Origin of the sequence: Mycobacterium sp. E796 (assembly GCF_001672815.1) — a bacterium.
Taxonomy (GTDB): Bacteria; Actinomycetota; Actinomycetes; order Mycobacteriales; family Mycobacteriaceae; genus Mycobacterium.
In genome coordinates this window covers 108586-134760 of sequence record NZ_LZKK01000325.1, presented here as the reverse complement: position 1 = coordinate 134760, position 26175 = coordinate 108586, and the positions used below count along the sequence as shown (strand labels likewise).

Annotated in this window: 25 protein-coding genes; 5 read left to right on the top strand and 20 right to left on the bottom strand. The window is 65.1% G+C overall.

Translation table 11 applies throughout. The features are described from left to right. Positions 1-47 precede the first annotated feature (47 nt). The 3 genes from A5706_RS26445 to A5706_RS26435 form a co-directional block, all read right to left on the bottom strand. Positions 48-533, bottom strand: a complete 486-nt coding sequence (locus A5706_RS26445; protein WP_082964653.1) for a MaoC/PaaZ C-terminal domain-containing protein — start codon at positions 531-533, stop codon at positions 48-50. Beyond that, complete coding sequence (locus A5706_RS26440; protein ID WP_156767346.1) at positions 530-979, bottom strand: MaoC family dehydratase N-terminal domain-containing protein; 450 nt, start codon at positions 977-979, stop codon at positions 530-532. The genes A5706_RS26445 and A5706_RS26440 overlap by 4 nt, the downstream gene beginning before the upstream one ends. Before the next feature lie 150 nt (positions 980-1129). Next, the gene (locus tag A5706_RS26435; RefSeq protein ID WP_068137609.1) at positions 1130-2653 is read right to left on the bottom strand and encodes an aldehyde dehydrogenase family protein; all 1524 of its coding nucleotides are present in this window, start codon (positions 2651-2653) and stop codon (positions 1130-1132) included. A 369-nt stretch (positions 2654-3022) separates the two neighbouring features. Here A5706_RS26435 and A5706_RS26430 point away from each other — a divergent pair, with 369 nt between their 5' ends. Continuing rightward, positions 3023-4210 (top strand): cytochrome P450, encoded by a 1188-nt coding sequence (locus A5706_RS26430; RefSeq protein WP_068137883.1) that lies wholly within the window; start codon positions 3023-3025, stop codon positions 4208-4210. A gap of 70 nt (positions 4211-4280) precedes the next feature. Then, the gene (locus tag A5706_RS26425; RefSeq protein WP_068137608.1) at positions 4281-5093 is read left to right on the top strand and encodes an SDR family NAD(P)-dependent oxidoreductase; all 813 of its coding nucleotides are present in this window, start codon (positions 4281-4283) and stop codon (positions 5091-5093) included. Positions 5094-5130: 37 nt separating this feature from the next. On the opposite strand, the gene A5706_RS26420 is transcribed toward A5706_RS26425, so the two are convergent. The 7 genes from A5706_RS26420 to A5706_RS26390 all read right to left on the bottom strand — a co-directional run bounded on the left by A5706_RS26420 (position 5131) and on the right by A5706_RS26390 (position 14030). Beyond that, positions 5131-5580: a nuclear transport factor 2 family protein gene (locus tag A5706_RS26420; RefSeq protein ID WP_068137605.1), complete on the bottom strand. Its 450-nt coding sequence runs from the start codon at positions 5578-5580 to the stop codon at positions 5131-5133. A 32-nt stretch (positions 5581-5612) separates the two neighbouring features. Continuing rightward, positions 5613-6521, bottom strand: a complete 909-nt coding sequence (locus tag A5706_RS26415; RefSeq protein ID WP_082964651.1) for an NAD(P)-dependent oxidoreductase — start codon at positions 6519-6521, stop codon at positions 5613-5615. A 42-nt stretch (positions 6522-6563) separates the two neighbouring features. Further along, entirely contained in the window at positions 6564-7586 is a 1023-nt protein-coding gene (locus tag A5706_RS26410) for a dihydrodipicolinate reductase (protein WP_231985423.1), read from the bottom strand. A 363-nt stretch (positions 7587-7949) separates the two neighbouring features. Beyond that, a complete protein-coding gene (locus A5706_RS26405; RefSeq protein WP_068137599.1) occupies positions 7950-9098 on the bottom strand; it encodes an acyl-CoA dehydrogenase family protein in 1149 nt (382 codons plus the stop codon). Continuing rightward, the gene (locus A5706_RS26400; protein WP_082964650.1) at positions 9095-11143 is read right to left on the bottom strand and encodes a CoA transferase; all 2049 of its coding nucleotides are present in this window, start codon (positions 11141-11143) and stop codon (positions 9095-9097) included. Before A5706_RS26400 ends, A5706_RS26405 begins: the two co-directional genes overlap by 4 nt. Further along, a complete protein-coding gene (locus A5706_RS26395; protein ID WP_156767345.1) occupies positions 11140-12321 on the bottom strand; it encodes an acyl-CoA dehydrogenase family protein in 1182 nt (393 codons plus the stop codon). The genes A5706_RS26400 and A5706_RS26395 overlap by 4 nt, the downstream gene beginning before the upstream one ends. Positions 12322-12365: 44 nt before the next feature. Then, positions 12366-14030, bottom strand: coding sequence for an NAD(P)/FAD-dependent oxidoreductase (locus tag A5706_RS26390; RefSeq protein WP_068137878.1), 1665 nt, complete (start codon positions 14028-14030; stop codon positions 12366-12368). Positions 14031-14192: 162 nt separating this feature from the next. On the opposite strand from A5706_RS26390, the gene A5706_RS26385 reads away from it, so the two are divergent. Beyond that, complete coding sequence (locus tag A5706_RS26385) at positions 14193-15356, top strand: zinc-binding dehydrogenase (protein ID WP_197517992.1); 1164 nt, start codon at positions 14193-14195, stop codon at positions 15354-15356. On the opposite strand, the gene A5706_RS26380 is transcribed toward A5706_RS26385, so the two are convergent. Further along, entirely contained in the window at positions 15283-15876 is a 594-nt protein-coding gene (locus A5706_RS26380) for a hypothetical protein (RefSeq protein ID WP_156767344.1), read from the bottom strand. The genes A5706_RS26385 and A5706_RS26380 overlap by 74 nt on opposite strands. An 81-nt stretch (positions 15877-15957) precedes the next feature. Next, positions 15958-16656, bottom strand: a complete 699-nt coding sequence (locus A5706_RS26375; RefSeq protein WP_197517991.1) for a hypothetical protein — start codon at positions 16654-16656, stop codon at positions 15958-15960. A gap of 115 nt (positions 16657-16771) precedes the next feature. Here A5706_RS26375 and A5706_RS26370 point away from each other — a divergent pair, with 115 nt between their 5' ends. Both A5706_RS26370 and A5706_RS26365 read left to right on the top strand, forming a co-directional pair. Continuing rightward, complete coding sequence (locus tag A5706_RS26370) at positions 16772-17758, top strand: LLM class flavin-dependent oxidoreductase (protein WP_197517990.1); 987 nt, start codon at positions 16772-16774, stop codon at positions 17756-17758. After that, a complete protein-coding gene (locus A5706_RS26365; protein ID WP_068137582.1) occupies positions 17758-18225 on the top strand; it encodes a nuclear transport factor 2 family protein in 468 nt (155 codons plus the stop codon). The genes A5706_RS26370 and A5706_RS26365 overlap by 1 nt, the downstream gene beginning before the upstream one ends. Here A5706_RS26365 and A5706_RS26360 read toward each other — a convergent pair. The 8 genes from A5706_RS26360 to A5706_RS26325 all read right to left on the bottom strand — a co-directional run bounded on the left by A5706_RS26360 (position 18222) and on the right by A5706_RS26325 (position 26159). Further along, positions 18222-19226 (bottom strand): LLM class flavin-dependent oxidoreductase, encoded by a 1005-nt coding sequence (locus A5706_RS26360; RefSeq protein WP_068137579.1) that lies wholly within the window; start codon positions 19224-19226, stop codon positions 18222-18224. The two genes, A5706_RS26365 and A5706_RS26360, sit on opposite strands and share 4 nt — an antisense overlap. Beyond that, a complete protein-coding gene (locus A5706_RS26355) occupies positions 19223-20017 on the bottom strand; it encodes an SDR family NAD(P)-dependent oxidoreductase (protein ID WP_068137873.1) in 795 nt (264 codons plus the stop codon). Before A5706_RS26355 ends, A5706_RS26360 begins: the two co-directional genes overlap by 4 nt. Positions 20018-20034: 17 nt before the next feature. After that, entirely contained in the window at positions 20035-21120 is a 1086-nt protein-coding gene (locus tag A5706_RS26350; protein ID WP_068137576.1) for an amidohydrolase family protein, read from the bottom strand. Further along, positions 21098-21514 (bottom strand): Rieske 2Fe-2S domain-containing protein, encoded by a 417-nt coding sequence (locus A5706_RS26345; protein ID WP_197517989.1) that lies wholly within the window; start codon positions 21512-21514, stop codon positions 21098-21100. The genes A5706_RS26350 and A5706_RS26345 overlap by 23 nt, the downstream gene beginning before the upstream one ends. Further along, positions 21511-22653 carry an amidohydrolase family protein gene (locus A5706_RS26340; protein ID WP_082964645.1) on the bottom strand — a complete coding sequence of 381 codons (1143 nt, stop codon included), beginning with the start codon at positions 22651-22653 and terminating at the stop codon, positions 21511-21513. The genes A5706_RS26345 and A5706_RS26340 overlap by 4 nt, the downstream gene beginning before the upstream one ends. A 194-nt stretch (positions 22654-22847) precedes the next feature. Next, complete coding sequence (locus A5706_RS26335; RefSeq protein WP_082964644.1) at positions 22848-23879, bottom strand: phosphotransferase family protein; 1032 nt, start codon at positions 23877-23879, stop codon at positions 22848-22850. Positions 23880-23970: 91 nt separating this feature from the next. Continuing rightward, the gene (locus A5706_RS26330) at positions 23971-24603 is read right to left on the bottom strand and encodes a TetR/AcrR family transcriptional regulator (RefSeq protein WP_082964643.1); all 633 of its coding nucleotides are present in this window, start codon (positions 24601-24603) and stop codon (positions 23971-23973) included. A 62-nt stretch (positions 24604-24665) separates the two neighbouring features. Beyond that, on the bottom strand, positions 24666-26159 hold the full coding sequence (locus A5706_RS26325) for an aldehyde dehydrogenase (protein ID WP_068137570.1): 1494 nt from the start codon (positions 26157-26159) through the stop codon (positions 24666-24668). Positions 26160-26175 lie beyond the last annotated feature (16 nt).

Genomic DNA, 26175 nt, shown 5'->3' with positions numbered 1-26175 from the left:
AAATCCCTGCTATACAGGCTTTTCCCCGAATAGGCATCGTGTCTTACCTACCGCGGGCCAGCGGGCAACTGCACGGCGGCAGTGCCGATTGTCGTCTTCGCACCTGCGGGACCCTCACCCCAGATTTCAAGTTCGACGGTGGTCACGCCGTCGACGGGAGAAATCGCAGTCACCTGACCCTCGAGCCGGTATGCGTCGCCTGGGACATCGGTACCTCGGTAGGACACGTCGACGCGCTGTACGAACGCGTCGGGACCTGCCCACGTCGATACGAGCTCACCGAGCCACGCCATTTTCAAGTAGCCATGGACGATGACCCCCGGCAGACCCGATTGGACGGCAACCGCGTTGTCGTAATGGATCTCATAGAAGTCGCCGGACGCCCCTGCGAACATCACGAGTTGGCGCGTCGTCGGTAGTTTGGTGAGGGTCGGTAGCCGATCGCCGACAACCAGGGTCGCCGGGTCCAGCGTGCGCGGCGGCATAATCGTGTCGAGCCGCGCAGTGCTGCCCTGCTCGGTTGCTGCGCTCATCTCTGGATTCCGGTGCCGGTGCCGATCGCGACGAGGTGGCCGTCACCGTCGGTGTATCGCGTTCGGCCCTGGAAGATCAACATGCCGCCACCCTTTCCCTGCTTGGCCTGAACGTCGGCGTATTCGGCCTGCCCGATGATGACGTCGCCGGGCCGGACCGGCCGGAACGACTCGAAGACGCTGCCGCCGTTGAGCTTGATGGTCCCGAAGTCGATCTCGGGCGCGGGCAGCGGCGGCAGCAGCAGGCACAGGAATGTGGGGGGAGCGATGATGCCGCCCCATCTGGTCGCCCGGGCGAATTCCTCGTCGTAGTACAGCGGGTTGGCATCCCCGATCGATTCGGCAAACCGCCGGATGGTGGTCCGCTCGACCTTCATCGAGACCGCGGGTCCGACGAGGCCGACGTACTGACGAGCTTTTTCGACCGCCGCTCCGAGGGTCAGCATGTCGCGCCACCCTGGCGAATCGCGCCGCCGCATGATGCCTTGGGACGAGTGTTTTCGACCGACCGGTCTGTCGACATATTCGGCATTTCATCACGTCGGCGGCGCATGGTCAAGCCGCCCGCCGTGGTCTGTGCGGCGTCCACGGGCCCCCTACTTTTCCGGTCCGCGGCCAGGCGGGAGGCCACTAGCTCGACCCACGCCGGCCAGTGGCCATTGCACGTGCTGGACGGTGAAGAACTCCGCGAATCCTGCCTCGCCCCGGTCGAACCCGATGCCGCTTTCGCCAACACCTCCCCAAGGCGCGTCGGGCCGATCGCCGCCACCGCCGTTGAGGGTGGCGGTTCCAGTACGCAGCCGACGCGCGATCCGCATCGCGTCGTCCGCCGGTCCCCAGATGTTTGCGTTGAGCCCGTAGCGGGTGCCGTTGGCCATCGCCACCGCCTCCTCGACCGTGTCGTACGGCATCACCGCCCCGACGGGCCCGAAGAGTTCCTCCTGGCAGATCTCGTCGTCGTTGCCGACGTTGCCGATCAGCGCCGGTGACATGAAGAATCCGGTCTCGGCGTGGACGGGCTTGCCGCCTGCCACGATCTCGGCGCCCCGCTCCAAGGCGCGATCGACGTAGCCCTGGACGCTGTCCACCTGGGATCGGCGGATAAGGGGTCCCAGCACCGTCGCCGGCTCGAACGGATCACCGACGACGACCGTGTCCATGAATGCGGCGGCCGCGGCCACGAAGCGTTCGTAGTCGGCGCGCGGCACGAGCGTGCGGGTTGTCGCCCCGCAGGCTTGTCCGCTGTTACGGGTGAAGCGCAGGATCGACGGCGCCGCCGCCGCCTCGATGTCGGCGCCGGGCAGCAGGATATTCGGTGACTTGCCCCCGAGTTCGAGTACGACCTTCTTGAGTCCGTCGGCGGCCTGGCGCATGACCTGTCTGCCGACGGCGACCGACCCGGTGAAGGTGACGAGGTCGACGGAGGGATGCTCGGTCAGCGCCCGCCCGACCTCGGCTTCGCCGATGACGACGTTGACGACGCCGGGAGGTAGGTCAGCCTCTTCGACGATGCGGGCGAAGGCGACCGCTGCGAGGGGCGTTCGCGGCGACGGCATCAGCACCGTCGTACAACCGGCGGCCAGGGCGCCACCAACCTTGAAGGCGGTGATCAGCTGCGGGGTGTTGTACGCCGTGATCGCGGCCACGACGCCGATCGGATCGTGGAACAGGATGCTCGTCGACAGGACCGGGGACGGATGCAGGCCGATGCCGTTCTCCCAGCCACCACGCGGCCCGCGGATGGCGGCATCGGCAAACCACTCCCAGAAGTTGATGGGGAGATCGGCGTGCATCGCCTCGCTGAGCATCCGCGGAGAGCCGACCTCGAGCATGCCGAGCTCGACGAGGTGCTCGCGGTGTGCGCGCAACCGGTCGATCAGGCGATTGATCGCCGCAGCGCGATCGCGGGGACGCATTCGCGGCCACGGTCCTTCGTCGAAAGCGTTGCGTGCCGCCGTGACCGCCGCACCGACCTGTCCGACAGAAGTCGTCGGCACCGTCGCCAGAACCTGCTCGGTCGTCGGGTCGATCGCGTCAATCGTGCTGTCGTCGCCGGTGAGCCAGCGTCCGTCGACGTAGCCGGCGGGTCCTGCGACCAGGTCACGAACCCCTTCGGACATCCGTGTTCGTAGGGCAGACATTTGCGGCGCTCCAAACCTGCTGATAGTCGGCCAGTTTCCATCCGACCAGTCGGTTGGACGTTACCATATTGCGCAGACCGTCAGGTCGCCGGGATCGGTACCCGCCCGTCCCAGCGATTGGGCTGTTCAGAGCAAAAAGGATGGAGTCCATGGTCGAGATGAACTTCGCCGCGGGCGCCTGTTATCGCTACCGACCTGCGTGCGCCGACGGGCTGAACGTTTCGCGATGGACGAGAAATACGAGCCCACCACAACATGCATAGCGGCCGAAACATTCACCGCGCTCCACTTTTTTCGGCAGGTCCGCACTGCATGGACGCGGGTGTCGTGAGAGATCAGGAGTTGGCAATGAGCAGGACCGAATTATATTACGATCCTTTCGATTTCGACATCGACGACGATCCGTATCCAATCTGGAAGAGGATGCGCGACGAGGCCCCGCTGTACCGCAACGACAGCTACAACTTCTTCGCGCTGAGCCGCTATGACGACGTTGCTCCCGAACTCACCAACTGGGAGGTTTATCGGTCGGGCCGCGGAACCACCTTGGACATCATCATGAGCAACGTCGAGTTTCCCCCGGGAAGTATCCTTTTCGAGGACCCGCCCAGCCACGATTACCATCGTCGGGTCGTCTCCCGGGTTTTCACCCCGCGCCGAATGGAGGCGATCGAGCCTCTCACCCGGGATTATTGTGTGCGCGCGCTGGACCCCTTGGTGGGGACCGGCCGCTTCGACTTTGTTGAGGACATCGGCGCGACGGTCCCGATGCGCACCATCGGCTACCTGCTGGGCATTCCCGAAGAAAACCAGGAGCAGATCCGCGACCGCGGCGGCCAGCGGCTCAGCCTCGACGAGGGCGCATTTAGGCGGGTCGCCGAGGACTTCGTGACGCACAGCTACGCACTGTTCGCCGAGTACATCGACTGGCGCATAGAGCATCCTTCCGACGATCTGATGACGCAACTGCTGAACTCCGAACTCGAGGACGACAACGGGACCCGACCACTGACGCGTGATGAGGTGCTGTGCTATGCCGCCGGCATCGCCGGCGCCGCCAACGAGACGACGACACGCCTGATCGGATTCGTAGGCCAGCTGCTTGCCGAGCATCCGGATCAGCGCCGCGAAATCGTGGCAGACCCGTCGCTGATCCCCCGTGCCATCGAGGAGGTCTTACGTTACGAGGCGCCATCGCCGGTGCAGGCGCGCTATGTCGCCCGTGATGTCCAATGCCACGGCACCCTGGTGCCCGAAGGCTCGATCATGTTGCTGCTCAACGGATCCGCCAATCGCGACGAGCGCAAGTATCCCGACGCGGACGCGTTCGACATCCATCGGGGCGCCGCGCATCTCAGTTTCGGCCACGGATTGCACTTCTGCTTGGGTTCAGCTCTGGCCCGAATGCAGGCCAGGGTGGTGTTAGAAGAGGTGATCAAGCGCTGGCCGGACTGGGAGATCGACTACGAAAAGGCCACCAGGGCACACACGACGAGCGTGCGGGGCTGGTCCAAGATGCCCGTGTTCACCGGCTAGCCCGTAGTCCTGTCGCGCCACTCAGGAACACTGATACTCGACCGTCTGGACGGTCGCTTATCGTTGTCTCATGGCCGCCGAACCCGTTGACCACACCGCTGTTAACAGCCGCCCCCCGGCGCCCTCTGCCGCCATCGGCATCGAGGGTCGAGTTGCGATCGTTACCGGCGCATCCTCCGGCCTCGGCAGGCGCTTCGCGCAGGTGCTTGCCGAAGCCGGCGCGCTGGTATCGATCACCGCACGACGCGCGGACCGTCTCGAGGAACTGCGTTCGCAGTTCGGCCCCGACCGGATCCACGTCGTGGCCGGCGATATCAGCGACGAGGCGTTCCCGGCTCAGCTCGTCGAGTCGACCGTCGAGCGTTTCGGTCGACTCGACATCCTCGTCAACAACGCCGGAACCGGATCGATGGTGCGCGCCGAGGAAGAGTCGACCGCCCACTTCCTGCAGGTGATCACCACAAACCTGGTAGCGGTGTTCGCCTGCTGCCGAGAGGCGTACAGGCCGATGCGCGACAGCGGCGGCGGCACCATCATCAATGTCTCCTCGATGCTCGGACAAATCGGCATCGGCCGCATCCCCCAGGCGTCCTACTGCGCATCCAAGGGCGGCGTCGCCAACCTCACCCGGGAATTGGCGGCCCAGTGGGCTCGAAGCGACATCAGAGTGAACTGCCTTGCACCGGGTTGGTTTCCCACCGAGATGACCGCGGCGATGATGACGGACGAAAAGAGTCTGGCCTTCATCGGCCGCACCGTACCGATGCGGCGCGCAGGTCGAGACGGCGAACTCGACAGCGCACTGTTGTTCCTCGCTGGCCAGGGAGCGAGCTACGTTACCGGGCAGACGCTCGTCGTCGACGGCGGCTACTCCGCGATCTGACGTCGCCGCGCGACCCCACGTCGACCGGCGCCGCGGCTCAAGAACCAGGAACAACGTCCGTGCGTAGACGAGTAAGCCTGGTCGACTTGATGAGCCAGTCGTCGCCGTGCTTTTCATACGTCTCGTGGTAATGCCCAAAGCCATGCAGCTCGGTGCCATCCGGGAAGCGCAGTAAATCCTCCATCGCCCAGATGCCCGTCGCCGTTGACGGCGACAGCAGATCGATCTCAGGGGTGTGGCACTGGTGGACAGTGACCACCTCGCCGAGCGTGGGCACCAGCATGGCGAGAAATGCATCGGCCCCAGCGATCACCGCCCCAACCGCTTCCGTCGACTCCTGATCCTGACCGGGTACCGCTTCGCCCGCGGATTCGAGGTTGACCGTGACGTCGTCGGTGAACAGTTCGCGGTAGCCGTTCCACTCCTTGGTGTCCATCAGGCGGCAGTACCTGGCCTTCAAACGTTTGATCGCCTCGATGTCATCCATCGGACTTCCGCCGTTGAAAGAGCGGCTTCTCGCTAGGTGAGGATGCCCCGCCGCTTGAACGTGTCGCGAATGCCGTCGCGCCAGTGGACTTCGCATTTGCCGATGAGCTTCTCCCGACGGGTATTGTCCGAAATGAAGCTGTCGAAGCTGATCGGGCTTTCCACGTAGGTCGCGGTCACACCCGTCAGCTCGGCGACGTAGTCGCAGATTTCACGATCCGAAACCGCTTCGTCGCCGGCCCAATTGACGATCGTCGCCGGAACGGTGGCCGCTTCGAGCAATAGGTGAGCCTGGCGAGCGATGTCCTCGCCCGCGATCGGCGAGCTCATGTTCGACGAACCCACGGGAACCGGCACCGGTTGGCCCTGGGACATGAGGTAGTAGTACGCCACCGGCAAGCCGCCATGTCCGGTCCAGCTGTATCCGACGTTCATTCTCGCGATGGTCGTCGGCAGATTGAGGATCCGGCATGCCGACCGGACCGCGCCCTCGGCCGCGAGCTTGCCGACTGCATAGGAGTCGTTGTAACTGGCCGATCCGCCGAGTTTGTCCGTTTCGGAGTACGCGTGGTTGGGATGGTCCTCGTGCTGCAAGTACATGCAGAAGCTTGAGACGAACAGGAATGCTTCCGCGGTTTCGCAATGCTTCATGAGCAGGCCGGAGGACTCGGCGTTACGGTGGATCGAGTCTTCATGTTCGACGGCCGGATAGATGGCCGAGTGGACGACGTGGCTGAAATCTCTTGGCAGAACCGACGTGTCCCCGTCACTCATGTCCCACGTGCAGGTGTGGACGCCCATGCCCTCGAGCTCGGCCTTGCGCGCCGGGTCGCTGAACCGCGCAGCGCACCACACCTCGTTCTCCCTGGCGAAATCCTCAACGATGGGGCCCGCGATCTGCCCGGTTCCGCCGGTCACCAGAATCTTCTTGCCCTTCAGCACCTTTGCTCCTCTAGAGTGTCAAGACGGTTGTGTGCCCGCGGATTAATCCCGGCGTGCCAGCGGGCGGGTCGGCGCGTCGGCCACGTGACGGCCGACGACCATCGGGAAGTCGAGGATCGTCCTGATTCCCGGCTCGGCCGCGCACACCGGGGCGATCGAATGCACGGCGTGCATGGCCGTGGCCAGGCAGGCCTGATTGGCTTCATCGTCGCCGTGGATGTCGATCTTGGCCTCCACCATCAACGACGGGGAGCCCTCGACCATCAATTTGAAGCCTCGTCCGTCCGGCCACTCCGGAGCAGCGTCCGCCCGCAGCCGCGTGACGTGCTCTCCGGTGATCATCGGCTTGCCGTTGACGACGGCCGTCGCCGAGAACTTCATCGCGGCTACGGTCCCCGCCTTGATCGTCCCCGCCGCGATATCGAAATCCTCCTTGGCCAGCCAAGTCTGCCGGTCGTACACGAACTTGTCGATGGTGGCGTCGATGCCGGCGGCGATGAGCGAGAGCGGCGCATGGAAAAAAGCCCCCATGACCTCGGGCCTGGTCCACAGGGCCTCGTAATCGGGCCCCTGCCCGAAACCCATGTTGTTGAACAACATTTCGGCATTGTCCCAGTGGGCATAGTTGAGAATCTCCTGGTACCGGATGGAGTCCAGCCGGTAGATACAGGACAACATCGATAGTGGCAGCACCCCCGATGCCCAGCCGGGGTTGAATCCGGTGCCGTGAAAGCTTGAATTACCTTGGGCACAGGCCTTTTCCATGCGCTCCACGGCTTCCGGGCCCATGACGGCCGGATAGATCAGAGGCGACACCGCGGTAGACACCACATTCTTGCCCGACGCCAGGATGTCGCAGATGTCGTCAAGGCCGGCCATGGGATTGGTCTCGGCATCAGCCATGTAGACGACGCAGTCCGCGTCGAGCCCCAGGATCTCATCGCGGTTCTTGGTTGCCTTGACGCCGATCGGATCGAGGCCGCAGATCTCTCCCACGTCCTTACCATGCTTGTCGTCGCTGTACACGCGCGCCCCGACCACCTCAAGATCCGGATCCTCGATCATCGCGGTTAGGGAGAACTTTCCAACGAAACCAGTCGCCCACTGCACTACCCGAAGCATCGAATCTGTCCTCCATAGATAACCGGTTGCCAAGCCGACTTGTGAGGCTCGCGAGGACATCACACATTCGCCACTGATGTGCCGTCGCTGCCCCTACAGGATTAATTTAAACACCGTAGATTAGTGATCTTAATCACCATAGATAATCCTTGTCAAGGAATTTGGCCTGAGCAGTCGACTCCGCAGCGACGAACGAGGTCGACACTGCGGCTAGCGCCACAGGGGGCGAAACGCCCACGCCCCCAGGGGGTTCGGTACGCCCGCAGGTGTGTGTCAAGTGGAAAGTTCAGTTGCGCAGACGAGCTGCTACCGAGCTCCGGACTGAGCCTGTGCGTAGATCAATCGGCGTTGTGCGTCTGCAGAGCCGAAAAGCTCGTTAGCCGTTACCCACTTCTTCAGATACCGGTGTGACAGATTCTCCCAGGTAAAGCCGGTCCCACCATGAAGCTGAATAGACAACTTAGCCGCCGATCGCAGCGCGGTGCCGGCCGACGCCTTGGCGATCCTGGCGAACATGAGAGCCTCGCCCAGATCGCCATCCGGAACGTCGACGGAGGTCGCGTCGGCTCGTCGAGCGGCACGGTAGACGCTCGCCCGCGCCCGCTCGAAATCAACGGCGGCATCCACGACGGCGTGCTTGAGGGCTTGGAAAGTAATGATCGGCTGACCGAACTGTCGCCGCAACAATCCATATTCGACCATGCGCTCGATGCACGTACGCGCCGCGCCAACCATCTCAGCCGAGAGCAAGATCGCCCCGAGCATCAGCGCCTCGGTAAAAGCGCGTTCGGGGACGGCTAGGAACGTGCATTCGACGCCGTCGAGCACTAGGTGCCCGATCGCCCGCAAGGTGTCCGCGCATGCAACCTCAGTCACAGAGATCCGGTCAACGGCTGCAGCCCAATCGATCAGCGTGACGCCGAACTCGTCATCCCGTCGCGCAGGCACCGCGAGGAACGGTTCGCCCACCAGACCGGGCACATAGGTGAGCCGAGCCCACGCGGTTTCGCGTATCACCGAGGCCGGCGTCAGGTCGCGGATGTTCCACGACGAGTCCTTCCCCGGCCACGCGAACACGAACGGACGAGGCTCTTCGGCGATGCGCCGCAACCAAAGGTCACGGTCCGGAACCGGGGCGCTGTTAAGCACATGTGCCGTCATGCAGGCGCCAAGGAGATCATAGGGGGCCAGCCCCGCGCCCAGTTCCTCGGCGGCGACCGTCGCAAATTCGGGGGTTGCACCAAGGCCGCCATGCTCTTCGGCCACGAGGATTCCGCCGAGGGCTAGGTTGCGGTGGATATCCGAGTTGAGCTCGGCCAGTTTGCTTTCCGCGGTATCGGGAAAGTCGCGCAGTGCGTCGTTTCGCCATATCCGGGACAGCGCTCCGCTGGTGGACGCGCGGAACTCTCGCCGCTCGTCGCTTTCGCGATAGCCATGCGCGATGTTCGTCGTCAACTCGTCACCCCTTGTCGGGAACCGGCTGCGTTGTACACGGCGAACGCTTCGCGCGCCCCGGCGTCGTCCGCGCCCAGCAGTGGGGCTGACCGGTAGCCGGTGCGCGCGCAGCCCGCCACCTTCCACGGCAGGGTGATGATTTCGGCCGGGCCAACCACTGGATGGTCGACGGGCAAAAAGAATTGGCGTGCACGCAGTTGCGGGTCCGTCACCACGTCTGCGGTCAACCGTACGAAGTACGCGGCGATCCCGGCCTTTTGCAGCGACGAGACCGCGGCCTCGGGATCCTCGCTGAGGGCGCGTTTCACGAGCGACGCCACGTCGGCGTCGGAAGCCTGCCGCCCGAGAGCGCGCGCGACGCACCCGCCATCGCCCGCGGAGAACGAAACCGCGACGGTGCGGCCGTCTGCGGTTTCCATAAGCAGACTCTGGGTCACTTTGCCAACCTCGCGGTGCGGGTGGCGCAGTTTGACGGCGACCGCCTCGGCCATCGAAAGGTCAACGTGCTGTTCGTCATGCGCACCGCCGAGATACCAGGCAGCGGCTAGCGTGGCCACCCAGATCGCTGCGGCATAATCGGCGAGCGCGCCGATCAGGTAGACCCTGGATCCCACTGCCTCGTGGATCGCCTCGGTAAGTCCCGCGTACGCGTGCACGTTGGGTGCATAGCCCCGGAAGTCCGCATGCGGGCCGCTGCGGCCGTAGCCCGAGATCGACGCCGCCATGCCGCCGGCTCCGCCGCCCACCGTTACCGGACCGGTCCCGAGACGGGCCAGCCGGCTCGCGCCGACGTTCTCGATCAGCACATTCGCCCAGCCAAGTGCCAGTCGAGCAATCTCCGGATCCTCACCGACGCCCTCAGTGACGCTCTGTTTGCAATAGTTCGCACACATGAAATACGCCGCGCGCTCGAGGCCGACCTCACCGCCGGCGAAGGGGCCGTTGCGTCGGTACACGTCGAGTCGGGCCTGATCCTCGAGTCGCACCACCTTCGCGCCCATCGCTCCCAAGATGGAGCCACTGAGTGGACCGGCGAGCACATTGGTGACCTCGACCACCCGCAGGTCATCCAGGGTGGGCTCGGCTGGCTTTTCGCCCGGCGGGGAGGGGGCCGGGTGACGGGCTATGACGGCAGGGACCGGCGAGACGGCGGAGTCGCATCCGCCGGATCGGGCCGTCCAGTCCCGCTCCTGGAATTGGTCGGAGGTGTTGACCTCGGCGATGGTGCGCACGGCGGTCGCCGGAACCCCGTTGGCCTGCATCAGTCGTTCACACTCGACCTTGGGCCGAGTAGCCAGCCACTGTTGCACCACCGAATTGATGGTGTCCCCGTTGGCGACTCGGTCGGGAAGCGTCGGATACAGAGTGATCCACTCCGGTTGCCCGACGACCTCGGCGACACGAGCGAACTGGTGGTCGTCGATGACAATGATGTTGATCAACCCGTCCGCGCATTCGAATACGCCTGCGGGCGCCGAATAGCGGGCCGCACCGCCGGCACCACCGCATCGATACAAGATGTGGGCGAGTTCTTGCTGCACGGAGGAGAACGCAGTGGCCTCCTGGGCGGATAGGTCCAGGTGCACAGCGATCCCGTCGCGGCGGCTCAGCGAAATTCCATGCAGCGCAGAGAGAACGGCCAACAGCCCCGTCGCCTGCAGCGCCTGCTCACCCGGCATCTGATGGAACCGACCATCGCCGTCGGTGAGCGCCGCCAGCATGCCGCCGGCCGCCGCACAGACCAGGTCGGAGCCCGGCAAACCGCCAGCCGGGCCGTCAAGCCCGAAGGCCGAGACGGTGACCCACGTCCCAGGGCGGCCCGCGGGACGATGCTCAACCCAATGGGCAACCTGCGAGAGGTATAGCTCGTCGGTCCCCTCGGCGACGCGGTCGCAGATGACGATGTCCGCGTCGTCGGCCACATAGCTGACGGTGGCGACATCGGCGCCAAGACTGACGAGCGTTTCGTACGCCGTGCGGGCGACCGTGCCATGGCCAAGGACCACACAGTGGAAACCAGCGAGGTAGTCGACTCGGGACGTCATTTGCGGCCGACCCCGAGGAAGCTCGACGCGATGATCTCGTGCTGAATCTCGTTGCTGCCGCCCGCGATCGGCATGAGAAACGAGTAGAGGTAGTCGTCCCAATGTGTCCAAGCGCCGATGTCGGGCCGATGCGCCGGGGCGTCCAGACCAAGCAGATCGACACCTACCTCGGACAGCTCGACACCCAGCGCAGAGCTGAAGAGCTTGAATACCGAGGGCATATGGGGCGACAGTTCAGCGCGGGTCCTGGCTTCGGCCATCTCGTAAGCCATGGCCCGCGCGCCCTCGACCTTCTCGATGAGGCCGCCAAGCCGGACCACATCTGCGTCGAACTCCTCCTCTGGAGCCTCGGCGACAAGGTCGAGTAGATCGTCAAGCATTCGCCGCAGCTTGGCCGCCACGCCCGGGCCCCCGCGCTCGTGCTCCAGCAGCGCCCGCGATGCCGCCCAGCCCTCGTTCTCGGCGCCGACGATGTTCTCGACAGGCACCTTCGCGTCGACGAAAAATTCTTGGCAGAACGTCACGGCGCCGGTCATCGCGACCGTCGGTGTCATCTCCACACCGGGGGTGTTGGCCATGTCGACCAACAGCAGACTCAGGCCGCGGCTGCCCTTCGAGCCCTCGTCAGTGCGGCACAACAGGATCATCCACGTCGACCGCATCGCGTGACCCGTCCAGACCTTGCTGCCGTTGACGACGTAATGGTCGCCATTGCGGACCGCCGTCGTGCGCAGTGAGGTCAGATCCGACCCTGCCTCGGGCTCCGAAAAACCTTGGCACCACATCGTTTCCACCGCAGCGATGCCGGGAAGGTGGCGCTGCTTTTGCTCCTCGGTACCAAAGCGCAGCAGAATCGGCGCCAACATGTCCAGACCGTTGACGTTGATCAGCGGAATGCGCCGATAGGCCAGTTCCTCGCGGATCAGCATCTGATCGACGTCGGTCAGGCCGCGGCCGCCCCACTCGATCGGCCAGTGCGGGATCAGCCAGCCATCTTCGGCAAGCCGGCGATTGAACTGATGCAGCCACTCGTATTCTTCGTCGCTGGCCCACTCCGCCGTCAGGTCGGCGGCGACTGCGCGGTCGTCCGGAAAGTTCTCGTCCAGGTAGGCCTTGAGCTCGTCGAGCATCGCGCGCTGGGCGTCACTCAGCGGAAACCCGCTAGTCAGTCCTCGCACGTATCCAGTCCCTTCGGTCGGCGCATCCTCGAGCCGTCAAGATTTCATGCGTAGAGAGCCGCTCCCGCCGGCGTCAAGGTGAATCCCTCGTAGTTGTTTTCGGCGACCCTGTCGCAGGTCTTTCGGTAGTTACCGACTCCCGCCAGGTAGGCCATGAAGACCCGGGGTTTGCCCGGGACGTTGGCACCCAGGTACCACGAATCCGCCTCGGTCATCAGCGTCTTGTCCGCGAACTTGCTGACCAGCCTCACCCAGCTGTCCTCGGCGTCGGGCTGGGCCTCGATCGTGGTGATCGAGTGCTCGCGGAGATGACCGATGCAGGCGGCGATCCAGTCGACGTGCTGTTCGATCGAGACGATGGTGTTGCTGAGCACCGAGGGGCTGCCGGGACCGGTGATCGTGAACATGTTCGGGAAGCCGGCGACAGCGAGCCCAAGATACGAACGCGCCCCCTCGGCCCAGTGCTCCCTCAGGGAGACGCCGTCCCGGCCGCGTATGTCCATCCGAAGCAGCGCGCCCGTGAACGTGTCGAACCCGATGGCCAGCACGAGGGTGTCGAATTGGTAGTCGGCCTTGGACGTGCGGATGCCGTTGGGCACGACGCACGCCATCGGTTCCTTGCGCAAGTCGACGAGCGATACGTTGGGCCGGTTGAAGGTCTCGTAATAGTTCGTGTCCATGCACGGCCGTTTGGCACCGAACGGGTAATTTGTCGGCGTCAGCGACGCGGCGACGTCGGGGTTCTTCACGATCGTGCGAATCTTTTCGCGGACGAACTCGGCTGCGGTTTCGTTGGCGTCCTTGCTGACCATGAGATCGGTGAAGGCGCCTAGCAATTCGTTGACCCGGCCTACCTGCCAGGCGCGCTCGTAAGTGTTGCGGCGCGTCTCCTCATCGACCTCGAGTGCCGCGACGGTTGGCGTGTGACCGGCGGTCCCGAAGGTCGTCCACCGCGACTCCTCCCGGTATTGCTGGTAGCGCGACTTCATCTCTGCGCGCTCGCTCTCGGTGTACGGGCGGTTGCGTGCCGGGATCGTGAATACCGGCGTGCGCTGGAAGACGGTGAGCTGCGCTGCCTGCTGCGCGATGATCGGAATCACTTGCACGCCCGACGATCCGGTCCCGATGACAGCGACCCGCTTACCGGTGAAATCCACTCCCTCGTGCGGCCATTCGGCGGTGTGGTAGCGATCACCGGTGAAGCTGTCGAGACCTTCGATGTCTGGCAACTTCGGCGCTGAGATGCAGCCAACAGCAGTAACGAGGAATCGTGCCGTCCAGCGGTTGCCCTGCTCGGTGGTAAGGCGCCAACGCACGCCATCTTGATCCCACGTCGCCGAGCGCACTCGCGTGTTCAGTTGTATGTCGCGACGAAGGTCGAACCGCTCGGCGACATGGTGGATGTATCTCAATATCTCGGGTTGGGTGGCGTAGCGTTCCGTCCACTCCCATTCCTGTTCCAGTTCGGGGGAGAACGAGTAGGAGTATGCGAAGCTCTCCACATCGCATCGACAGCCCGGATACCGGTTCACATACCACGTGCCGCCGATCTCATCGGCTGCGTCGAGCACGACTACTGACAGACCCATTCCGCGCAACCGATATAGGGCATACAGGCCGGCAAAACCCGCCCCGATGACGACCACGTCGGCGTCACGATCGGTTGGGGGCTGCTCACCGTTCCGTGCTGCGGTGCTGCTTGACACCATGATCTCTGTCTCCTCAAGTGCGCTGCCGATGGCGCCGGGCTCTCGCCCCGTGTGCACGCAGCGCCCTACTTGTTTCGAACGTATTCGACCGTCTGGTCGGTCTAACATAACATGAAGGCGGCGGCCACCGGTCGCCCGTGCGGGGGCGGGATCATGCCCCAGGTGACGACGAGGGAGTCCGAGATGCAGGGGCAGAAAGCCGCCGAACAGCACAGCGGCGCATCCGCGGCGGTGACGTCGCGCGCCGCCGTGGCATTCGCTCCGGGAGCCGAGCTCGCGGTCGTGACCGTCGATGTCGCCGCCCCCGGCGAGCACGAGGTGATGGTCAAGTTCGAGGCGGCCGGCATCTGCCACACCGACCTGAACTTCGCCTCCGGCGCGTTCCCCCATGCCTTCCCCGTCATCTTCGGGCACGAGGGGATCGCTCGCGTCGTCTCTTGCGGAAGCGCGGTGACGAGGTTCGCGCCCGGAGATCGCGTGGTGCCGTTCGTGATCCCGCACTGCGGGAACTGCGCCTACTGTCGCTCCGGACGGACGAACTTCTGCGCCGAATTCCAGCGCACGTTCCGCGACCCGCAGATGACGCGCTTCTCGTTCGACGGACAGTCGATCGCCGACTTCTTCGGCGTCGGCGCGTTCTCGGAGTACAGCGTCTTGCGCGACGACCAGATCGCTAAGGTCAGTGACGCGCCGCCGGCGATTCCCACCTGCTGCATCGGGTGCGGCGTCACCACTGGCCTTGGCTCCGCGCTGCTCACGGCCAAAATCGGCCCGGGCGATTCGGTCGTCATTTTCGGCGCCGGTGGCGTCGGAGCGGCCGCGATTCAGGGCGCGGCGCTGGCCGGGGCGAGCCGCATCATCGCCGTCGACATCAATCCGGCAAAAGAGGAGATCTCGAGGCGGTTCGGCGCCACCGACTTCATCAACGCCGCAGAGGTCGACGCCGTGGCGCGCATCATCGAGCTGACCGGCGTCGGGGCTGACCATGCCCTGGAGTGCGTCGGAAGCGTCGAGCTGACCAAGCAGGCCTTCGCCTGCGTCAGTGTCGGCTGGGGACAGGTGGTGTCGGTCGGCATGATTCCCGAGAGCGCGCCGCTGGGCATCTCGCTCAACACGCTTCGCAACCGCACCTGGCGGCGCTCGCAGATGGGAAGCTCGACAGTCGAGGACGCGGCGCGCTACGTCGACTGGTATGTCGACGGCAAGATCAGTCTCGATGACGTCGTATCCCACACCATTGCGCTCGAAGAGATCAATGAGGGCATCGAATTGATTCACCGCGGCGAGTCCGCCCGCGTTGCGATCGACTTTTCGCGCAATGGCTGACAGGAGCCCTTGTCCGGCACTGCACCGCAAGCCGTTCGATGCGCAGCAGCACGTAGGTCCACCCGAGGAGCCACGGGAAAAATGCGACAGACGGTATTCCGAACGCCACGATGCCGTTCCAGGTCAGCACCCCGCTCGTGGCGGTGCCGGCGAACAACCCAGGCGCGCTCAGCAGCGCCACAACGACGTTCAACCACCCGAGCCAGCGGGGGAGAATCTCTGAGGCGCGGCACTCACGCACGATGTACACGCCGGTCAGAAGGACGGCCGAGGCGTGGACGTACACGAATCCCAACGCCATGATCCACGCCGCATCGACGAACGCCTGGACCACCTCGTGCGGGGCGCCGGGCCGAAACACAGCGACTTCTAGCAGGTAGAACGGCACTAACGTCGCGATCATCAAGAAAACGCCGAACACGATCTGAAAGTTGGCGAACCCCGACCGGCCCTGGTCGGCCAGTTTGGCCGCACGCGCCAACATCGCCAACCACGGCCCATGGAGCGCGCCTCCGAACATGGCGACGACCATCCCCACCTAGATGCAGATGCGATTCATCACGTTCTCGACCTGTTTATCTAGTTCCCATCAATAAGGCGGTCAGACCGCCGTGGTCACTGCGCTCGCTGCCACCGACACGCGACGATCCTGGCGGAGCAGCACATATGTCCACGCGACGTACCACGGAAAGAAGGACACCGACGGAAACCCGAACGCCACGAAGCCGTTCCAGGCCAGCACACCCGACCTGACGGCTCCCGCGAAGAATGAGGGCATACACAACAGCGCACAGACGATGTTCAACCATCCGAGCCAACTCGGGAATACCTCGAGTGCGTGATGCTCACGAACGATGTAGATGCCGGTCACCAGCAACGCGATGAAGTGGGTGTAACCGAACCCGGCCGCCATCACCCAGGCTGTGTCGACGAAGCCCTGGACCACCGCCGCCGGGGTGCCGGGCCGGTAGATCGCAACTTGCAGCAACAGGTAGGGAAACTCCACCAGAACCGTGAAGATCACTCCGAACGCCAACTGGAGGTAGGCGAAACCCGAGCGGTCCCCCTCAGCCAGCTTGAACGACCGAGCCAGCATCGCCATCCACGGCAGGTACAGCGCGCCTCCGACCATGGCAATCATCAGCCCTGTCTGCATCGCCTGGCGGTGATCGGTGTAGAAGGTCACCGGCGCATCTGGCGGCGGTGGCACCGCCAGGCCCGCGATCACGAGCCCGGCCAACATAATCGCCGTCCCGATCGGACCCAACCATATGCAGACGCGGTTCATCGACGTATTCACCCCAGCCTCCTTGGCCGATCGGATCGCACCGCGAGCTCCTGGCAACCTAACCGAATCCTGCGACGGGAAGGTCGGTTTTTCTAGATCTATTCAACAATTGGACTACGATCCCTGCATGGGAAGCCCCGCCGAGTACACGCTTTCTCTTCTCTTCGATATGCGGGCCCCGGAATTCGGTGCCCCGGCAACTGAGCTGTACCGGGCCGCGATCGAGATGTCGGCGTGGGCCGACAAGCTGGGCTTCCGAGACGTGAACTTGCTGGAGCACCATGCCTCCAACGACGGTTACCTGCCGTCGCCGCTCATCTTGGGCGCGGGGATCGCCGCGGCTACCGAGAATCTCAAAATCCGCACCAATGTCGCGCTCCTGCCGCTTTATCACCCACTGCGCTTCGCCGAGGACGCGGCGGTGCTCGACTTGATCTCCAACGGCCGAACGCTGTTCACCGTGGGCGCCGGTTACCGGGTCGAGGAATACGAGCAGTTCGGGCTGGACATCAAGAAGCGCCCGTCGCTGATGGAGGAGGCGCTGCAAGCGGTAAAGCGGGCCTGGACCGGCGAGCCCTTCGAATTTCGCGGCAAGACGGTGCGCATCCTGCCGCGGCCGGCGCAGAATCCTTCTCCGCCAATCTATCTCGGCGGCTCGGCACCGGCCACCGCGGTGCGGGCGGCGCGGTTCGCCGACGGGTACGAGCCGATGCACCCCGAGTTGTACGAGCTCTACATCGCCGAGTGCGAGAGATTGGGCAAGGCGGCGGCGCCGCAAGCGGACAACCGTGCCCGAATGGTGTTGTTCTTTCACATCGCCGAAGACCCCGAGAAAGCGTGGGCCACCATCGCGAAGCACGCGATGTACGAAATGAACGAGTATGGCCGTTGGGCGGCCACCAACAGTTCATCGCCCTACTTTCCGATTTCCGACCCCGACCAATTGCGCGCGCCGGGCATGTACGAGGTGGTCACGCCCGACGACGCGGTGAAGGCCGTCACCGAGCGCGGGGGGGCGATGTTCAAGCCGCTGATGGGTGGCATGCCGCCGGCTCTGGGCTGGGAGTCGCTCGAGCTCTTCGAGTCCAAAGTGCTGCCCAGGCTCGGCGAGTGATGCCCGCCGATGATGTCGCTGATCGACTCGCCATCCACGATGCGCTGTTCCGGTATGCGCACGCACTGGACGATCGCGACTCGCAGCTCCTGCGAACCTGCTTTACCGAAGACGCCGTGTGCGAGGTCGGCGCCACGCTCACCGGGATCGATTCGATCATCGCCTTCGCAGAGGGCGTGCTGTCGGGGTTTGACGTCACCCAACATCTGATTGCCAACCCGCGGTGCATGATTGACGGCGACCGGGCCGAGTCGGTTTGCGATCTGCAGGCCCAGCACATCGCCCGGGGCGCCCCCGCGGGCGAGCGCTACGTCATCGGCGGACGCTACGAAGACTCTCTCGTGCGGACGCCTGAGGGTTGGCGCATCGCCCATCGACGCCTGCGGGTCACGTGGTCGGAGGGCAATCCCGCTCCCCTGACGAGCCGGTTGCGCCAGATGCGTGAGGGGCTGCAGCAGTCCGACTAACCCGTCTCTCGGGTCGAACGAAGCGCGGGCATGATGTGCTGGGCGAGACGCTCAAGCTGCTCTGAGGCATCCCCCACCGGATGCAGGATGAAATGGTCGACTCCGATCGCGACGTCGGACTTTAGCCATTCGGCGATTTCCGCGATTGTCCCGGCCGGATAGATGCCGGCGAAGTCCGCTGCGGTGCCTTCCCAGCCGAGTAGCCGCATCGCGCTGACCTGTTCGGCCAGCGCGTCCTCGCGGTGCGTTGCGAGCGAGACGTGCACAAAGGTCGCCCGCACGAGGGTGAAATGTGGATCGAGGCCAAGTTCGTCCCGCCGCGCGGCAATCGCTTGGCGATCGTCGTCGAGCACACTGGTCGGAGAGCTGGAGCGCGCCAGCCAGCCATCGGCTCGCGCAATGCGGGTCAGGACGCGCTCGGACATGCGAACGGGCTCGTCACCGTCTTCCACCGTAAGGCTGCCGCCGCCGCCGGCCAGAATCGCGCCCCACGAACATGGCGGCGGCGAGACGGGATAGCCGTCGTAGGTGAGGAAGCCGTCACGCCGCGCTGCGGTCAGCGCCTCTAGGACATCGTCGAGGGCGCGGCCACGCATGCGCCGGTCGGCACCTGCAGCGGTGAATTCGCGTTCGTCGTAGCCCACTCCGACACCGAGGAGAATCCGCTCGCCGGCCAGCGCGGAGAGCGTGCCCAATTGTTTGAGCAGCCAGAGTCGGTGGCGCAGCGGAACAACCAGGACCGAGGTGCCGAGTTTGATGCGCTGCGTGCAGCCCGCCAGGAACGGGATCGTGGTCATCGGATCATAAGTGGCCGAGTCGAATACGTAGCGCGACGGCAGCAGATGGTCGAGCAACCAGAGCGAATCGAATCCGAGCTGCTCGGCGCGCTGCGCGAGCGATCGCAGCCCGCGGCCTGTCGGGTTCTCGGCGTCGAGCGTCGGGAGGCGCACGCCGATCGAAGGAACGCCGACCGGATGCGAACCGCCGGCGAGTCGGCTCACGCGTCCGGCCGGGCGGCGAGCTCGAACGGCTGCCAGTAGCCGCCGTCGACGGGGATGGTCACCCCGGTGGTGTAACTGGAGGCGTCGCTGGCCAGATACAGCACGGCGCCGACGATCTCGTCGGGCTCGCCGCCGCGCCGTAGGGCGATCCCCTTTTTGTGCCGGGCGAAGGCTTCCATGTCCCAATGTTTGGCTACGTCGGTGAAGAACGCACCCGGCTGGACGGCGTTGACGCGTACCTGGGGGCCGTAGGCGTGGGCGAACGCCGTCGTCAGGTTGTTCAGCCCCGCCTTGGCCGCGCCATATGGCATCGCGTCGCCCCGCGGCCATACCGCGGCGACACTGCTGACGTTGACGATCGCCCCTCCCCCACTGCGGCCCATCCGGTCGGCGACAAGCGCCATCAACCGAAACGGCCCTTTGAGGTTGACCGCAATTACCTTGTCGAACAGCTCCTCGGAGACCGATGCAGCAGACGAGTAGGTCGGCGACAGGCCCGCATTGTTGACGAGAATGTCGATACGACCGAACACGTTCTCGGTCTGGGCCAGCAGTTCGTCGATCTGGCCCCAGTCCCCGACATGGCACGCCACCGGCAGCGCCTTGCGTCCGGTTTCCGCAGCGATCGCCTCGGCGGTCTCGCGACAGCTTTCGATGCGACGGCTGGTGATCACGACGTCGGCACCGGCTCGCGCCAGCCCGAACCCGATCGCGCGCCCGAGCCCGCGGCTGCCGCCGGTCACGATCGCCACCCGCCCCGCAAGGCCGGAATTCGGCGCAGCCGTGGGCATGGCGTCAGTGTCGGCCACTAACTCACCGACAGCCCGGGCCGGGCCGCAAGCCCCCCGGCCCACCGGGCAAAACGGCCTCCGTAGAAGTCCGCGGCGCCGGTCAGCAACTTTTCGGCGGCGTCGGCATCCAAGCCCGCACGGGCCTCTGCGGGGGTGATGGCGTCCCAGTGCGGAAAGCGGCTGCCGTACACCGTCAGCTCGGTCGCCAGCGACGTGAGGCTGGTCGCCGGAAGCGCGGCCCCCTCGGCGCGCTGGACACAGAAACGCACGTGGTCAACGAGGTACTCGGTCGGGTGCTTTTCGATCCACGGCACCTGATAGCGGACGCCGCGCCAAGGCTTGTCCATCCGCCACATGAACGGGAACACGACGTCCGCGCCGCCGTCGAGGAACACGACCCGCAGTTCGGGGATGCTTTCGAACACACCGCCGCCGACGAAGCTCGCCAGGTGGACCATCGCCGCGGTCCACGGCAACAGCGAGTTGTACTCCACATAGTGGTCGCAGTATCCGGCCATGGTCGGGAATTGGTTGATCCCGCAGCCGCCGTCGGCCTGGATCGTCACGGTGAACCCGAGCTCAGCGGCCTTCTGCCAGACCGGCAGGTAGCGCCGCGAACCGTAGGGTTCGCGGCCCTGTAGGGGAACCGCGACCGTCACGAAGTGCGGATCGCCGGCGACTCGCTCCAGCTCGGCGACCGCGGCGTCGGCGTCCTCGGGGTCGATCCGCACCGCGCCGGCTACGCGGTCGCGTAACGCCGGGTGGTCCAGCCAGTTGGCGCGCAGCCATTCGTTGGTCGCCCGGCACACGGCGGGCCCGAGGTCTGGCTCCGGGATCAGTCCACGGGTCAGCGGGACAAGGATCGCGCCGTCCGTCGCGACCGACGCATCCCAGGACTCGGCGAGCAGCTCGGGGCTTGACGTCGCCGGGCGTGCGTCGCCATCCCCGATCGGCGTCCACTCCGGGATGGACGGTGGGTAGAAGTAGCGTCCGATCTTTGGGATCGGCTGCCCGTCCCAGCGCGCAGGCAGGAACTCGCGGATGTCCTCAGAGTCACCCGGCCATGGGTGGACGACGCAATCAATCGTGGGTCGGATCGACATCTTTTCGCTTTCTGAGGCGTCTGATAGCCAAGTAGACCCGGTCGTTCTCGATGACGACCCGGTAAGACTGCACCTTCCTGACGGGCTTGGTGATGGAGAGTCCCGTCGCGAGCTCGAACTCCCATTTGTGCCATGGGCACCTGAGGATCTCGCCGTCACGGATATGCTCGACCTTGTGTCCACCCTTGGTCACGTTGGTGCCCGTCACGGGGCCCAAGCACACGGGTGCGCCGTTGTGTGGGCACCAGTTGCGCAGCGCGTACACGGTTTCTCCGCGCCTGAACAGCCCAACGCTGCCATCTGGGCCGTCGACGAGCGTCATTTTCCCGTCTTCGAGATCGGCGAGCGGACCGCAGTCGAAGTGCTCAACGCGGGGCCCGGCTGGCGCGCTCACAGTTTGTAGAGTCCGCGTGCGCTGCCGCCGCGGATCGCACCGTGGTATTCGGCGGGGAATTGGCGCAGCACCCATCGGGGTTCGTCGGCGTCCCAGTGGGGATAGTCAGTGGAGAAGAGAATGTTGCGGGCCAGCAGGTGCTCGGCCCCGGCGAACGCCTCCATCAGCGCAGCCGGTCCCTCGAGAGGCTCCTCGATCGGCTGGGTGGTGAAGAACGCCTGCTCGGCGACATACTCTGACGGCGGTTTTTTTAGCCATGGCACCTCGGAACGCAGGCCCTCCCAGTTGCGATCCATCCGGCGCATGAGGGCAGGCACCCAGGCGATGCCCCCCTCGACATAGACGACCCGCAGCTGCGGGAAGCGCTCGAAGACCCCGTTGAAGACCATGCTCACCAGGTGGGTGGCGTATAGAAGCGAGTACATCGGCTGCACTTCAACGAAGTGCTGCGGGAACCCCACGGGGGTGCCGAGCGCCATCCCGGCGGGCCGGGTCAGGTGCATGACGACCGGAAGGCCCCGCTCGGCGGCAGCCGCATAAATCGGCATGTACGGCTCGTGGCCGAGCGGCCGCAGCACGTTGGGTACCACGAGCACCGAGTTGAACCGGTCGGAGGCGTCGTGTGCGCGCGCGATCTCGGCGACAGCGCGATCCGGTGCGTCGGCGCAGACGCGGATCGCGCCGCGATACCGGTCGCCGAACTCACCGTGCAGCCAGCGCTCCTGCAGCCATCTGTTGGAACCCTCGGACAACGCCGATTCGTGCACCGGGTTGGCAACGGGTCGAGCGACGAGCGACAACAGGATCGCGATATCCACGCCGATTCCCTCGAGCAGCTGCTCGGCGGTCAGATACGGGTCAGACGCCGCCGGACCGCCGGTTTTCGGGATCGCTTCCTTGCGGGTCGAACCGCCCGGGACGTAGTAGCTGTAGGAGGTGCCTTCGCCGCGGGTGCTGTAGGCCATCGCCTCGCGGCTGCGCCACGGCTCGGGGACGTAGCTCAGAAACTCGTTGAAGTCGTGCGGCGTCGGATGGACGTCGCAGTCGATCGTCAACGGTCGGTTCGGCGCTTTGTCGGTCGATTCCGTGCTGTCCTGCGGGCGGACTTCGGTGGGGCCCTGGGCGATCGTCGACGTCATCAGGATGTCACCAGCTTAAAACGGACGCGGTTGCGGCAGCTCACGATTGTCTCCAGAGTATCACTTTCGCCCGACCGTTCGGTCGAGTTAGCCATTCTTGATGCTATCGCGGGAGACCCGAAAGTCAACCCGGACAAGCGCCCCCACGATGGTGCCCGCGAAACTTCGGGATGCATGGCAGACGAACGTGCGGCTCAAGTTGAGAGCAATTCGATCCCGTGTGTGATCATCCGCGGAACCGATGGGGCGAGCTCTTCCCAGAACGGATCGTGGCGTTTGCCGCGCAGGTGCAGGCCGAGGTTGAGTGCGGCGATGATCCCGAATTTGTATGCGGCGTGGGCGCGGTACCAGTCGATCTCGTCGACGTCGTCGCCGGATTGGCGCGCGTACTCGGAAACGAGTTCGAGCGGACTGGGCAATGGGGGCAGCACGATTGGGGGTGCCCAACATTCGGGATCGCTGAAAAGGCACAACCAGCCAAGATCGGTCCACACCGGTCCGAGGGCCGCCAGTTCCCAATCGAGCATCGCGGCAATCCGCTCGTCGCGCACCAATATGTTGGACCACTGATAGTCACCGTGCAGGATGCCGATGCGCGGCGCCCGCGGGATGCGCGTGCGCAGCTTCGAGCGCAGTTCGGGGACGTCGACGACGAGCTGTGGGTCTCCCGCGCGCTCGATAAATCGGTCCCAGCGAGCGATATCCGTCTGCAGGTCCAGCGGTTCGCCCAAGACCGAAGTGGCGCCGGCCGGATCAACCCGGTGCAGCTCCACCAGGCGCCGGATCGCATCGCGGCCGACCTTGTGGACGTCACCCATGCCACGGGTCCCGTCGGGCTCGTCGAGCCCGAACGTGCGCCCCCGGACATGCTCGACGACATGAAATGGCGTGCCGAAATAGCGTGTGTCCGAGCCGGACCATCGCACCCGAGGGACCGGTACGCCGAGCGAGCTCAGGCAGCGCAGCAGCCGCGCCTGGCGTACGACGTCGGCCGGGCCCGCGGCACGGACCCCTGGGGGTGCAAGCCGTAGGATGAGTGCCTCATTGCGCGCAGGACGCCCGTCCGGCGTCCACTGCAGGTCGAATCCGAGTGTCAGGCCGGCGTGCCCACCGACCGCTCGAACCTCGGTCACCCGCGCGGCCCGATCTCCCGTGCGTGCCCTGCACAGCTTCAGCAGCCCAACTCTCACCTCCGCCTGCGACAACGACGGCTTCGAAGGCGCCACGGCGGGTCACGCTACCATACTCGACCGTCCGGACGGTCGATACTGTCGGCGGTCTTTCGCGCCAACAGTCACCGTCTTGTTGGGGGTAGCGTCAGTCTGCGGAGCGGCCGATGCCGTCGAAGAAGATGGTCGCAAACATCTCGGCGATCTCACGGGTCGTCATCGCTCCGCCGGGGTGATACCACTGGTAGGCCCAGTTGCACGCCCCGAACATGGCCAGCGCGATCATCCGAGGGGGCAGGTCGCGCAGTTCGCCGTTGGCGATGCCGCGCTCGATCTTGTCCTCGATGCCGGCGTAGTAATCGCGGTTCTTGGCCAGGATGGTATTGCGCTGATTGCGCGGCAGCTCGTCGAAGTTCTCGTAGAACACGCGGTGGTGGCCATGGTGGCTGTCGAGCAAGCCGAGCGCGTCGGCCATGTCGTCTGTCAGCGACTCGCGAACACTGCGCTCAGTCTCGACCCGGGCCTTCTGCTTCTCGAGAAGGACGTCGATGAATTCCTCGTGGATCGCGAATAAGATGTCGCTCTTGCTCTTGAAGTAGTGGTAGAGCGAAGGTTTCCGCAGACCGGCGGCGGCCGCGATCTGGTCGACGTTGGTCGACAGGTAGCCCTTTTTGTAGAACACCTTGGCGGCCGCCTTGGCGATGTCACGGCGCTTCCGGTCATAGCTTGTCGTGTCTGCCTCACCGGACACGGCGGCCGCAGTATTCTTCCGGGGAGCCATCGGCGCAGGTTAACAGGACGAATTGGTGGGGTCAAGCCGACCGAATAGACGGTCGAGGGCACTCATTCAGCCCGGTATTGGTTCGGTCGCCCGTCCAGGATGACGGTCTTGGTTTCCAGATACGGGTACAACCCCTCGCGACCACCTTCGCGACCGATGCCCGACTGCTTGAAACCGCCGAACGCGATTCCGACGTCGGTGCGGAACGCATTGTGCCCAACAGTACCCGACCGCAGCTTGGTGGCCATAGAGCGCGCCCTTTCGACGTCATCGGTGAACACCGACGCGTTGAGCCCATAGATCGTGTCGTTGGCGATCCGCACGGCGTCGCGCTCGTCCGCGGCCGGGATGACGCTGAGTACCGGGCCGAAGATTTCCTCGCGCGCAATCGTCGAAGCGTTGTCGACGTTGCCGAACACGGTCGGCTCGACAAAGTAGCCCCGTGCGTGCTCGGCCGGTCGGCCGCCACCCGTTGCCAGGATCGCGCCCTCCTCAACCCCGGTGCTCATAAAGCCCAGGACGCGCTGCAGCTGGCGCTCGGAGGCCAACGGTCCCATCTGGGATTCGGGGTCGAAGGGATCGCCGACCCGTACTTGCGAGAAGATCGACGAGAGCGCGTCAACCAGCTCGTCGTGGCGGTGACGCGAGACGACGATTCGCGTCAGCGACGAGCACACCTGGCCCGAGATCGAACACTCGGCCGACGCGATTGCCTGGGCGGCGCGCCCGAGATCGATGTCGTCGAGGACGACCGCCGCCGACTTGCCACCCAGCTCGAGCGTGCAGCGGGCGATGCGCTCGCCGCAGATCGAGGCGATTCGCCGCCCCGCCACCGTCGACCCGGTGAACGAGATCTTGTCGACGTCTGGATTGCGCACCAGGAGCTCGGACACTTCACGGTCGGCGGTAACGACGTTGAGCACACCGGCAGGCAGCCCGATGTCCTCGGCAATTTCGGCGAGCACGTAGCCCTCGCCGGGCGCCTCGGGTGACAACTTCAGCACTACGGTGCAGCCGGCCAGCAGTGCGGGCGCGATCTTGCTCGACATCAGTCCCAGCGGCGCGTTCCACGGCACGATCGCGCCGACGACTCCGACCGGCTCGCGGACGAGCAGACCGAACTCACCTCCCGCGGTCGGCGTCATCTCCTCCTCGAAGGGGAAGGTGTCGGCAAGTGAGGCGTAGAAGTCGAAGCGCCATGCGGCGCCGGCGGCAACGCCGCGGGCCATGCTGTGCAGCACTCCGGCCTCGCGCGGCCACAGGCCGCCAATCTGCTCGCTACGCTCTCGTAGTGCAGCAGCAATCGCGCGCAGGTGCCCGGCACGTTGCTGGTGGGTCAAGCGGGGCCACGGCCCGGCGTCGAATCCCTGGCGAGCGGCTGCCACCGCTCGGGCCATGTCGGCCGCCTGCGCCTCAGCCACGGTGAACGCCGGCATTTCGGTGGCGGAGTCGATCACGGTGATCGTCGCGTCGCTGGACGGCACGACCCACCGCCCGTCGATAAAGAGCTTGTCGAGATGGCGCAGGTTGATCGGCGGTCGATCGATCACGCTCATGTCGTCGGGCTCATCT